At 33.7% G+C, this 12,478-nt stretch carries 13 protein-coding genes; 4 read left to right on the forward strand and 9 right to left on the reverse strand.

Translation table 11 applies throughout. From position 1 onward, the window contains the following. Positions 1-327: 327 nt before the first annotated feature. From ACFO3L_RS11280 to ACFO3L_RS11295, 4 genes are read right to left on the reverse strand one after another with little or no spacing between them, the layout of a single operon-like run. The gene (locus ACFO3L_RS11280; RefSeq protein ID WP_379967596.1) at positions 328-1,806 is read right to left on the reverse strand and encodes an ABC transporter permease subunit; all 1,479 of its coding nucleotides are present in this window, start codon (positions 1,804-1,806) and stop codon (positions 328-330) included. Continuing rightward, entirely contained in the window at positions 1,807-2,301 is a 495-nt protein-coding gene (locus ACFO3L_RS11285; protein WP_379967599.1) for an AAA family ATPase, read from the reverse strand. It abuts the gene before it with no gap. Continuing rightward, positions 2,302-2,700, reverse strand: coding sequence for an ATP-binding cassette domain-containing protein (locus ACFO3L_RS11290; protein WP_379967602.1), 399 nt, complete (start codon positions 2,698-2,700; stop codon positions 2,302-2,304). After that, positions 2,687-3,625, reverse strand: a complete 939-nt coding sequence (locus ACFO3L_RS11295; protein ID WP_379967605.1) for an ABC transporter ATP-binding protein — start codon at positions 3,623-3,625, stop codon at positions 2,687-2,689. The genes ACFO3L_RS11290 and ACFO3L_RS11295 overlap by 14 nt, the downstream gene beginning before the upstream one ends. A 184-nt stretch (positions 3,626-3,809) precedes the next feature. Between ACFO3L_RS11295 and ACFO3L_RS11300 the strand changes: the two genes are divergently transcribed. The 3 genes from ACFO3L_RS11300 (at position 3,810) to ACFO3L_RS11310 (ending at position 5,267) form a co-directional block, all read left to right on the forward strand. Continuing rightward, complete coding sequence (locus ACFO3L_RS11300; protein WP_379967608.1) at positions 3,810-4,373, forward strand: TetR/AcrR family transcriptional regulator; 564 nt, start codon at positions 3,810-3,812, stop codon at positions 4,371-4,373. A 153-nt stretch (positions 4,374-4,526) separates the two neighbouring features. Then, on the forward strand, positions 4,527-4,649 hold the full coding sequence (locus tag ACFO3L_RS11305) for a hypothetical protein (protein ID WP_379967611.1): 123 nt from the start codon (positions 4,527-4,529) through the stop codon (positions 4,647-4,649). Positions 4,650-4,937: 288 nt separating this feature from the next. Further along, positions 4,938-5,267, forward strand: a complete 330-nt coding sequence (locus tag ACFO3L_RS11310) for a DUF1722 domain-containing protein (protein WP_379967614.1) — start codon at positions 4,938-4,940, stop codon at positions 5,265-5,267. A 145-nt stretch (positions 5,268-5,412) separates the two neighbouring features. On the opposite strand, the gene ACFO3L_RS11315 is transcribed toward ACFO3L_RS11310, so the two are convergent. After that, on the reverse strand, positions 5,413-6,156 hold the full coding sequence (locus ACFO3L_RS11315; protein ID WP_379967617.1) for an SIS domain-containing protein: 744 nt from the start codon (positions 6,154-6,156) through the stop codon (positions 5,413-5,415). A gap of 374 nt (positions 6,157-6,530) precedes the next feature. Then, entirely contained in the window at positions 6,531-7,643 is a 1,113-nt protein-coding gene (locus ACFO3L_RS11320; RefSeq protein ID WP_379967620.1) for an IS4 family transposase, read from the reverse strand. Positions 7,644-7,842: 199 nt separating this feature from the next. On the opposite strand from ACFO3L_RS11320, the gene pbp4 reads away from it, so the two are divergent. After that, a complete protein-coding gene (gene pbp4, locus ACFO3L_RS11325; protein WP_379967623.1) occupies positions 7,843-9,825 on the forward strand; it encodes a penicillin-binding protein PBP4(5) in 1,983 nt (660 codons plus the stop codon). 109 nt (positions 9,826-9,934) lie between these two features. Here the strand turns inward: pbp4 and gloA are convergent, their stop codons facing one another. From gloA to ACFO3L_RS11340, 3 genes are all read right to left on the reverse strand, one after another. Further along, positions 9,935-10,315, reverse strand: a complete 381-nt coding sequence (gloA, locus tag ACFO3L_RS11330) for a lactoylglutathione lyase (RefSeq protein ID WP_379967626.1) — start codon at positions 10,313-10,315, stop codon at positions 9,935-9,937. Between the two features lie 84 nt (positions 10,316-10,399). After that, complete coding sequence (locus ACFO3L_RS11335; protein WP_379967635.1) at positions 10,400-10,843, reverse strand: MarR family winged helix-turn-helix transcriptional regulator; 444 nt, start codon at positions 10,841-10,843, stop codon at positions 10,400-10,402. Positions 10,844-10,954: 111 nt separating this feature from the next. Continuing rightward, positions 10,955-12,097, reverse strand: coding sequence for an MFS transporter (locus ACFO3L_RS11340; RefSeq protein ID WP_379967629.1), 1,143 nt, complete (start codon positions 12,095-12,097; stop codon positions 10,955-10,957). Positions 12,098-12,478 lie beyond the last annotated feature (381 nt).

Below are 12,478 nucleotides of genomic sequence, written 5' to 3' on the forward strand. Positions count from 1 at the left end.
TAGCCGACCGGAAGGGGAAGGGTTATTTTTTAAATCCATTCCTAAACCTCCTTATGAATCAGAGCAAATTACACCGATTAATATGTAGTTGAATTTTACCAACAAACTTGTACTTGAGCGATAAATAAGCTTTTGAATCACAATGTAGTACTTGTATTTATAATCATTTTTAAATAATCACTATAGATTTCGTAATGAATTTATAGAAATTAAAATAATTAGTCAAAAATAATCAAAGGAACCTATTATCTATATAAAAAATAACCATCTCCTATCGACTGAGTAAGGAGATGGTTATTATTTTATTGAAATATTTTGGTGCAGTTTTTAAAGGGGTAAATCTTTCTTCGTAAAGAGAATATTTGAAGCGGTGTATAGTACAAAGGTAATTGCTCCTAAAGCTACTAAGCCCCAGCCAAATTCTCCACCGGCAAGAATTGCATCTGTGTCAAAAAGTGTGGTTATTGTTATATATTCAAGACCATCGGCACTATCCATTAATTGTTGAATCATGGTAATTAGGAAGAATGCAAAAGGTATACCGCCTCCGATTGCTAACGCCATTCCTGTACGGTTAAACAATGTTGATGCGAAGAACGCTATTGAACTCATTGCAAGAATTAATAATAGTAGCCCCAGACTTAACCATAGATACGTTTCAACATCAAATTCTAAAGCTTTATCAACCGATCTAGCGGAAGACACCATCGCATGATTGGCCATTGATGTAATTTGTTCTTCATTTAATCCGGTTGTTTGTGTAGATAAGACTAAGGCTTCCGGATCTTTAAGTAATGTTAAGTTTTCACTTACTTGATCACTACTTAAGTTTAAAGCTGTTGCGGATGAGTCGATGACTGTTTGAAGCAGAAGCTCCGCATTGTCTTCAGTTAGCTGTCTTTGAGGTGTTGTCGCTTCTTGCTCCTCATCTTCTTCTGTTGCTTCTTCTGAACTCTCAAGGTCATTCATTTCATCTAGAATAATTTTACGATAATCATTTGTTGAAAGACCGTAAAGACGCGCACCAGCAGCTAGGGCATCGTTACTATCTAGAATTATTCCTGGATCTTCCATTAATTCTTCCATCGTAATTTCGATATCTTCATCTTCCATATCATCGTCATCATCATAAATGTCGTAACGCTCGTCTGTGATAATTTCTGCCGCTTCTTCATAAGAACGCTCACGAATGACATCTTCTAAATAAATCGCATAAGCTTCAGTATCCATATCTCGTGCAATAGCGGCTTCACGTATAACATCTTCATTTTCTTGAATTAGATAAAGTCGCTCGGATAAATAATCTTCATCGTGCTTCAACGTTTTAGCTGCTACTTCAACATCCTCAGTTATCGCATAACCCGTCACATTGTTATAATTCAATTGGGAAGCGGTCAACCCTGCTAGTGAAATGACGGTATACATTAATACAACAGAAAGGATTAAGTAAAGTGATTTTGTAAAAATAACACTTGAACGTTTAATAGGTGTTGACAAAGTGTAAGCCATAGATCCTGAATCTACCTCATTAACCACAAGATTATTTGCGGTAAATACTACATAAACAATCCCAAGAATGACAGCAATCAATTTATAAAAGTTTTCTAAACTCCCTAATAGACTCGTTAGAGTGGATAAGATATTAGAAAAAGCTGTCCCTTCAGCAGCTTCCGCAATTGAAGCGTAACCTGCCGCATCATAGCTTATTATGAAACCAGAGATGATCATTGACGCAACAATTGTTATGATCAACCATAGCTTCCAGTTCGATTGTAGACTTTGTTTAAAAATTGGTTTTGATAACATTTAGACTTCCTCCTTGAATATTTCGGTAATATAATCTTCAAAATGCACTTTAATTTCTTTGAAATAAACCAAGTCAAATACTTTTAGACTTTGAATGAGTTCGTTAATCTGATTGTCATGGACTTGCACAAAGACTTGTAAATCTTCTGTTTTTACCTGATTTATTTGATAGCCTAAACTGATAAATTGTTTGAAATCTTCTTCGGATTTAAATTCCATCCGGTACTCTTTATTTTTGTTATAACGAATAGTTTTCATATCCACAATATCAATAATTTTACCTTTTTGTATAACAGCGACTCGATCACAAATTTCTTCGACTTCTTGAAAAATATGACTGGACATAAAAATCGTTTTTCCTCTTTCTTTTTCTTCTTTCAAAAGTTCAATGAAAAGGTCTCGCATGAGTGGATCTAAACCCGTAGTTGGTTCATCCATAATCAAAATATCTGCATCAGAAGCGAGTGCTGTAACAATCGCAGTCTTTTGTTTCATTCATTTACTCATATCATGTACATTAGCTGTGGCATCTAATTGAAGTAACTCGATTAATTCTTTGGCGCGGTCCCAATTCCCTCTTCCTGATAAGTAAATTTGTTCTTTAAGGAATTCTTCACCCGTTGTATTTCCAGGAAAATTAATTTCCCCAGGGATATAAGAAACATAGCGTTTGACTTCGGCACTACTCTTCGTCGCATCGAGTCCCTTAATACTGATATTTCCTTCATCTGGTTTAATAAAACCCATCATATGCCGAATGGTTGTGGTCTTTCCTGCGCCATTAATACCAACAAAGCCATAGACTTCGCCTTTTTCAATCTCTAAAGAGACGTCATATATTCCTTGGCCTTTTCCATAATCTTTTGTTAAATGTTCTATCTCAATGTAAGCCATGTTGTAAGTTCTCCTCTCCAGCAGCGACTGTTTTCTTACGGTCATAAAAGTCCATAAAATAATCTTCGAGTGTGAACTTAATTTCTGAAATAAAGTTCACTTTGACACCACTTAACTCTATAAAAAGTTGTTGCATTTTTTCATCGGTCAGATTTAGTTTGACTTGATTTTGATCAGGTCTTTTAATGGGGATGGTAAATTTCGTATCCTCCAAGAATGTTTGGTAGTCTTGAAAGCTTGAAAATTCAATCTTAAATGCTTTATTTGTACTTTGTTTTAACTGATTCGCTTCGATCGTTGAAACAACGACACCATCTTTTATGATGGCTATACGGTCACAAGTTGCATCGACTTCACTAAAAATATGACTAGATAATAGAATGGTTTTTCCGTTCGCTTTCTCGTTTAAAATAAATTGAATGAAACGTTCTTGCATCACTGGATCTAGTCCAGACGTTGGTTCATCTAAAATTAAGACGCTTGGATTATGCATGAAAGCCGTCACGACGGCTAATTTTCTCTTAGTTCCTAAACTCATTTCTTTAATATCTTCTGAAGTATCGAGTTCAAAAATGTCTTTAAGCTCTTCTGTATGAGTCATATCTGTAATTTGTCTTTCTTCCGCCATAAATTTAATGAATTGATCACCTGTCATATTTTTAGGGAAAGCTAACTCACCGGGCAAATAGCCAACATCATATTTGATGATTGCTGCTGCTTTCCAACAATCTCTACCATTAATAGATAATTCACCTTCATGAGGTTTAGAAAAACCCATGAGATGACGTATTGTTGTCGTTTTACCTGCACCATTGGGCCCTAAGAATCCAAAAACTTCCCCTTTTTTTATTTCAAAAGAAACGTCGAATATCCCACGGCCGTATCCATAATCTTTTGTCACGTGTTTCATTTCTATAACTGGCATTTTTTTCCCTCTTTCATTTAAAATACATGTAATAGATAAATAACATCAGTAAGTTTATTTACAAACGTCATGTTATGCATTATACTAGACCTGAAAATTTGAACAAGATACATCTTTTTGCATCTGTTAATTAACAAACAAATTATGTGAAAATGTAAAATAACTTTAAAGGGAGAGTATGGTTATGGAGAATTTAGACTTAAGAATTCAAAAAACCTACAAGTCTTTAATTGAAAATTTTGAAGGATTATTAAATGAAAAAGAATTTGAGAAAATATCTGTCACTGAAATTTGTGATGCAGCGATGATTCGGCGGCCAACTTTTTACCAACATTTTTTGGATAAATACGATTTTTTAACGTTTTTTATTAAACATAAAATGAATCTTGTTTTTGATTATGCCTTTCAAAATATAAATGAAAAAGAAGGCGACTTTTTTGTTTTAGTATTTGAGCAACTATTGAATGAATCAGACAATATTTTAGAGCTTATCTTTAGTATTCAAATGAATTCAGATATTATGTTAGAGATGGCTAGCGTTCAAGAGTATGGCCAAAAAATGTTGCGAACGCATGTAAATGGAGGAGAAAGTAAGAATAAACTTCAACCTTTCGTGACTGAATACAAAGGACAAATCATTATGGGTGTAACGATTCAATCTGTTTACTGGTATAAGAACAATAAAGACAAAATTGGTATAGAAGAAATGATTAAGTTATATAAACGAACGTTAGAAAAATTGAAGTAGAAAATAAATAGAGGCAGAAGATTTCTATCGAAAAGATTTCTGTTTTTTTTCTTTAATTCACTAAATAGTAACCAGAATCTGATATATTCATTCAGCAAAAAAAGCCATGGATTTAGAAAAAAGTATGAAAGTCTGGGATTCAGTCGTGCAGAAATGGTCTTTTACCATGTACTAAGTAATCCAAAAAATGTTCAAGATTTTTACACCAATAATCAGCTCATCCAATTACCAAAAGAATTAATGGCCTCCTTTGTAGATGAAACAACTTCTGATTAAAATTGCAAGGAGACAGCAAATGAATGAAGATACATGTGGCTTTATATCCAATGATTAAAAGGGTATGGAGTTTTTCTAAAATAAAATACTCAACATAATTTTATACCCGATGAAAATCATCATCGAGAAGTGATCCGGAGAGCCGTATCATAAGTGAGAAAATTATATTAAAAATTATAGTTAATCCATTAAACTAAATAATTAGAGGTGTGGAATCGAATGAGTATCCAAGACATTAATCTCCTAAAATCTTTTCAATCTTCCTGGGCTAAGCACAAGTACTGGGTGATGTCTCGTTCGCAAAAGGCGTATAATAAAATCCGTCTATTAGCTAAAGAAAATGATTGGTCGCTTGAAAAGCAAGAAACCTACGAAAAAATTTTAATTGATTTAGAAGAAATTCAACCAACAGATCAAACGTTAAGAGTCACTTATCAGCATGTCTGGGGTTATTTTAAGAAACTTGCAACAATAGAAGAAAAACAACGCTATTTGGATATGATTGATCAATCGAATTTATTGGATTCACAATTAGAATCCTTTTTAAAAGAACTTAGTGTTAAATATAATCAAGAATATTTATTACAAATGAGATGGTTTATCGAGGATTATGAATAGGAGAGCCAGATAGGCGAGGCGGGATATTCATAATCTCAAGATCTAATTCACAGTCTTATGACAAGCTATCAAACACAAAAAGACTAGATTAATTTTCTAGTCTTTTTTGTGTGATGATCAATAAAAATCCATCACATCTTATTTATTATTTCCAATAACCGTAATACTTATCAAATAATTGATTATTGTATTCATCAGCGCCATCTAAGTTTGAGCTCTTGAACACTGGAATTTCAAGGCCTGCATCTCTTAAACGTGAAATCACTCCAATAATAATCGTTTGCGCAATACCTATACCAGTAAAATCAGAAGTTGGTCCTAAATCGGCTTCAACATTCTCCATTCGATAAGCTGCGTCTCCTTTTGGTGCATGACTATCAATCGTAACATCGGCAATTTCATAAATATTTTTACCAGAAGAATGTCTTGAAGGTGAAATAGTTGAATGTGCCAGGGAAGTTAATGCAATCACGCTAGCACCTTTTTTCTTAGCTTCGATACACATTTCAACGAGAATGTTATTTCTACCTGAATTAGATACGACTAGGAGGGTATCTCCGGCGTCAACTTTATACAGATCTAGCATACTCTTCGCATAACCGTCTAATCTTTCTAAGTAGGTACTTTTATTTGGCATTTCATGTAACATTAATTCTGGAGGCAAAATCCCTTTTACATAAGCCAATCCACCCGCTCTTATATAAATTTCCTCAGCAACCATGTGTGAGTGACCAGAACCAAACACATAAAAGCGACCGCCATTTTTACAACTTTCAAAAATTAATTCGGATGCAGCATCAATGGCATCAATCTCATTTTTCACCACATTTTCCCAAGTCTGAGTTAAATACGTCATATATTTTTGTATTTCTTCTTTTGAGGTGTTCATAATAAAAGCCTCCCTTTCAAATTTAGCCTTACTTTATTATTTTATCATATTGGTAAACGCTTTTATTTATTTTTCTATATCTTCAAAAATTATTTTTAGCTTAGCAAGTTTTTTAAACATTTTTTGTTTTTATCAATCTTATATTGAATTGACTGTCGTGCTTCTTTGGAAGTTAAAAAATAAACATGATTATCTTATTAATTAATTATTAATAAATATCACTAGTGTTGCATAAATAGTGTATGAATATTCTGATAATTAACTTTTCTGAAAAATTAAAAAAAGAAACAGTGCTTACGCAGAGGATGACTATTTCCAGAAAAATTTTTGGTGCCATTCAACTAAAAACGAAAGTAACCGGCAATTCTTTTCTTTCACGAAGGAACAAGGAGACAGAATAATTCTTCAAATGGGTGAAAAATAGCGTAACGAAAAAGACGTTTGATTTGAAAAATACTTTTTACTGTCTTTGTTTTTACCTTTATCAAAAAGGTCAATAACGCTGCAGTCATACTTAAAATCAACTGATTATGAACACCCGACTCGCTTTGCGAAAAGAAATTTTTAATGGTCATGTGCTGTTTGATGTGCTTAAAAAATAATTCGATTTGCCAACGACCTTTATAAGCCTGGGACACCTCAGAGGCGGATAAATCAAAACGGTTAGTAATAAACTGTAGCTGCTTTCCTTTTTCATCTTCGATTGTGACCAATCGAAAGCGGGAAGTCAGGGTCGTTTTCGATCCTAGAGCGACGTGTTGATCGCTTATGATCTGCGGAACTGTCTCTGACGGTGTTTCAAAGTCTTCGAAAACATGATACTTCGTATTTTTCTTAATTCGAGTCACAAAAAAGTAGCCTTCATGATGCAGTTGATCCATTCGATCAAAATCAAGGTAACCTCGATCGAATACGTAGGTGGCTTCTGCTTGATCCACCAGTAATTCCAATTGGTTTACATCATGCTCTTTGGCATTTGTTAATGTGAAATCAGTGGGATATAAGGTTTCGTCGTTCATGAAACAAAGTTTTAAATGTAATTTTACTCCTGATTTTGTTTTTCGAAAGGCGGCCCACGGGTGGCGCTTTTTACTTAAGGAAAACGTACTAGAATCAATCAAATAGAGACTATTTCGTTTGTTTGGTCGTGTTTTTTCTTGCACAGAAACTAAAAGTTGTTGAAAAATTTCTTCTAAAATACATGAATCTAAGTGATTTAAGCTACGAGAAATCTGAGAATAGCTGATTGATTCCAGTCCAATTTCTTTTTGCAGTGGCGAAAGAGTCAATGATGTACTTAAATCACGTAAACTTTCCCTCTCTTCGTTGACGCCGTATAAAAGAAGCGAAAGTAAGGCTTTAAAATCAAGCTTTTTTCGATAGGCATCAAACGCTGAAATTGACTTTTTAGAAAAAATCGAAAGTTTTTCTAAATTTATTGGCGAAAGCCATTTATTAAATGCTGAAATTGTTTTATACTTATCCATGTTGTTAAGTCCTTTATATTAGGTCTTAGATGAGTCATCCAAGCCTATTATAAAGGATTTTTTTGATTTAAAGAAGAAAAAACTAGTGCTGTGAAACAATAAATGTTTCATGCAACACTAGTGAATAAATATGTAAGGTTGTTAACAGATAGACAGTCTATGCTACACTGAATAGTAATGTTTTAATGGAGGGGTTAATATGAATAAGAAGAAGGTAATAATTGGTACAGGTACTGTATTAGTGTTACTTGCATCGGGTATCAGCTATATGGTTTACCAAAATTATGATAAGAGATTACAAAATCAAACAGTAGAGAATTTTGTGAGCTCATTTGAGAAGAAAAATTTTGAACAACTTGTTAAGAGTGTTTCAGAAGAATCAGTCCTAGAGCAAGGTTTAGATCAAGATAAATTAATAGAGAAATATGATTCTATTTTTAATGGCTTAGGAATTTCTGATATAAAAGGAGAAGTTGAACAAGTTTCAAAAGAGAATTTTGAAATTCTATTTCAAATGGAAACTCCTTTTGGAAAGTTAGAGAAAGAAAAAATGTCTGGAAAATTAATTAAAGAAAATAAGAAGTATTTGATTGATTGGAACTACTCTTTAATCTTTTCTAAAATGGATAAAGGCGATAAAATTTTTATGAGTAATGAGCTTCCTAAACGTGGTGAAATACAAGATGTTAACAAACTAGCACTGGCTACTGAACATGATTACCCTCAATTTGGTATCGTCCCGAATAAATTAGGTGAGGGAGAAGAAAGACAACAAAGTCTTTTTGATATAAGTAAAAAATTCGATATGTCAGAAGAGAAGCTAAACACTTTTTTATCACAAACTTGGGTTAACGAAGACTCTTTTGTACCGATTAAAACAGTGGATTTCAATGAAGATTTAACTACCTATGAAACGAAAGGAATAACTGTTCAAACGGTAAACAAACGTTATTATCCTTTAGGTGAAGCTAGTGCCCAACTAATTGGTTATACCGGAAAGACAACGGCTGAAGAAATTGAAAAAGATCCATCATTAACAGGTTTTGAAGAAACTGGTAAGACAGGATTAGAGGCCCAGTTTGATGAAGAATTAAGAGGTAAATTAGGTGGCAAGATTGATATTGTGAATGAAGAGGGAACGTTTAAAGAAACGCTTATTGAACAAAAAAAAGAAGATGGGAAAGATATTAAGTTAACGATTGATAGTCAAGTTCAAAAGAACGCATTTGAAGCGTTAGATAATTTACCAGGATCAACAGTTGTAACTGTACCTGGAACAGGGGAGTTAAGAGCTGTGGTCAGCTCACCATCATACGATCCGAATCACTTTATTTTAGGAATATCACAAGATGAATACGATGATCTTGCAAAAGATCCACTTAATCCATTTTTAGCCCGCTTTGGATTAGGATATGCGCCAGGATCAACTTTTAAAACGATTACAGCTGCTATTGGAATCGATGAAAAAGTAACAACAATAGATAAAACTCATGAAATAACAGGCTTAAAATGGCAAAAAGATGGTTCGTGGGGGGATTATTTTGTTACACGAGTGTCAGAGGTTCCAACAATAGTGAATATGGATGCCGCATTAATATATTCGGATAATATCTATTTTGCTCAAGAAGTATTGGAGTTAGGAACGGATAAATATTTGGCAGGCTTAAAGAAATTTCCATTTGGAGAAAAAATGAACGTTCATATTCCAATGACTCCCGCCCAAATTAGTAACGATGAAATTAAATCTGAAATTTTATTAGCAGACACCTCATACGGTCAAGGACAGTTATTGATTAATCCGATTCAGCAAGCAGTTATGTATTCTGCCTTTGCTAATCAGGGAAATATCGTCTATCCTCAAATTATAGTTGCGGGAGGAGAAAAGAAAAAAGAAGGAGTTATCTCTAGTTCAGCTGCTGAATTGGTAACTAATTCACTCATAAAAACGGTAGAAGATGTTAACGGAACAGCACACCAATTATCAACTGGTGATGGTACGCTGGCAGGAAAAACAGGAACGGCTGAAATTAAAGAAAAACAAGATACTAAAGGCCAGGAGAATAGTTTTATTTTAGCGTATGACACGGTAGATGGAAAATTTTTAATTGTTAGTATGATTGAAGATGTAGAAGGAACCTCAGCTGTTCTGAAAAATAAAGATTTTATTCAAACTTTAAAATAGTTTTTTTATTCGTATTTATATCGTAGTTAGCGTATCCTGAATTACTTTTAAATAAAAAAATGGAGACGATGATAAAAATCACCGTCTCCATTTATTTTGTGGTATAAAATTATTTTGCGCGTTTTACTTCAATACGGTAACCATCAGGATCAGTCACAAAGAAGTAAGTAGGTGTGCCACCAGAAAGTCCTCGTAATTCACCTGTTTCATAAACTGAAGCTTTACAAATTTCATGCATTTTTTCCAAGTCGCTAACAGTCACACCTAAATGACTGAAGCCATTTCCAACCTCGTATGGCTCTGCATCGTAATTGTAAGTTAGTTCGATTTGAACAGAAGAACCTGGGGAATTTAGGTAAATTAAATCAAATTTATTTTCAGGGAATTCTCTACGACTAGCTACTTCAAAATCGAATAAATTCGTATAAAAATCTAAAGTTGCCTCAATATCTCTCACTCGTAAGCAAATTTCAACAAGTACTTGGTTCATAATATCATCCTCCAATGGTTTATTAGGTTAATTCTAGCATGAAACGAGGAGATACGCATTTTTTCCGCTTTACCAGTAAAAATTTTAATCAATATCCGCATCCAACTTTGTTTTCTCTTCATAAATTGTATGGAGGATTTTCTTGAGTACCGTGTATGTTTGTTCGGTTTCTTCTTCGTTTAAATCTTTGGTAAAGGTTTCGGTTATTTCTGTAAAGACCGACTCAATGATTGGGGCGGTTTCTTTTCCTTTTTTGGTTAAATATAAGCGGTGGACGCGTTTGTCGTGTTCATCTTTTTTGACTTCTACGTAATGGTTCTTAACGAGGTTTTTAACGGCTTTAGCGGTGGTTGATTTTCCAACATACAAATACTCGCTTAATTCTTTTTGGCTAATGCCTTCATTTTTAGAAATGACATAAAAAAAGTCGTGTTGGCCACTTTTGATGTCTAGATCTTTTAGTTTGTAATTAATGATACTTTGGCCGTTACGATAAATTGCTGCGTTGTATTTACTAATACTTTTCATAGCGTTCAAAATCAACTCCTTTACACTCGTTTTAATTATATCGTTTCTATTTTGTAAAAGGAAGCCCTCTCGTTACGACAACGAAAGGGCTAAGGCTCGATAGTAAAACGCTTATTCTAAAAGTTGGACTTGTTTTTTTCGACCAATCATAAAGTAAATGACAAAAGCAATCATTGCTGAAGCGGCTGCCCAAAGATACATTTGGGAATAACCAATGCTCGATGAAACCACACCTAAGATGATTGAACCAAGACCGATACCTGAATCAAAAGCGGTTAGGAAAGTTGCGTTAGCGGCTCCTAAACGACTGGAAGGCACACCAGCCATGGCCATTGTTTGTAAGCTCGATTGCGTTGCACCAAAACCGACTCCATAAATAAAAGCAGTAATTAGAAAGATGTTTAAACTTGATGCGATAGATAACAGACCCATAGCAATCACAACCAAGATTAAACCAGGGATAATCGCAAAGTCAAAACCAAGCGTATCAATGATTTTACCGAAAAATGGGCGGGTAATAAATAAGGCAATCGCATAAACAGTAAAGAACATCCCGATATTTACGATACCTTGTTTGTCTGCATAGAGTGGCAAGAAACTTGTTAGCGTGCCATATGTAATCGAAACAAAAAAGATAATAATAGAAGGGTTGATGGATGATTTTTCATACAATGAGCCTTTTGTTTTCTGTGAGTTTTCAGCAGGTGTTGTATCTTTGTATTTTAGTTTAAAAGTAACAGCAAAGCCAAGGGTAACCAATAACGCTGAGACATAAAAAAGTGTATCAGAGCCATAACGTGAGATAAGTGATAAACCGATGACTGGAGCAAGTGCCATAGCCAGACTACTCGTTAAACTGAAATAACCCATGCCTTCCCCAAAACGTTTTTGAGGAATATTATCAGAAGCAATTGTACTTGAACCAGTACTAACGGCTCCCCAACTAAATCCGTGAATAAAGCGAATAAAGAGAATCACGCCAATCACAGAAAAAATAGAGTAAGAAAGAACAGATAAGATAAAAATAATTAGTCCGACCACAAAAACTTTCTGACGACCCAGCTTATCTAAAAGTAACCCCGAAATTGGGCGAATAATGACAGATGATACGACAAAGATACCTGTAACTAAACCAATAATGGAATTATTTCCACCAAGTTCTTTCACGTAAATAGGTAAAGTAGGCAATAACATTTGGAAACTAAAAAAGATCAGTAAATTAATAATATTGATAAGAATAAGTTTTTGCTCCAAAGTGTTTCAGTATTATTTTTCATTCGATAATGCTACTAAATTTGATTAGTTTCTTTTGAAACTTTTTTAAATATAAACTAAATAGTTTCTATTGCAACTATTTAGTTTAGTTACCTATTCACTGACAACGGAAGCTCAATTAGAATTTCTAAAGTATATAGAGTTGGGAAATTATATTACCTTTGTTAATTTAACAAAAGTAAAAAATATTAAAATATGGATGAGAAGCAATAGTGTTTAATATAGTATGACCCAAAAGTTATCGTAAAAAGTCAATGTTTTGGATCATACCAATTAAAACAAAAATTATATATCCTGAATAATTCATACTTTTAATTAAAACCATGTGAAACTGCCTCACGGCAGCTTACAATTACTTTT

Source organism: Enterococcus eurekensis (assembly GCF_042654605.1).
GTDB classification, from domain to species: domain Bacteria; phylum Bacillota; class Bacilli; order Lactobacillales; family Enterococcaceae; genus Enterococcus_I; species Enterococcus_I eurekensis.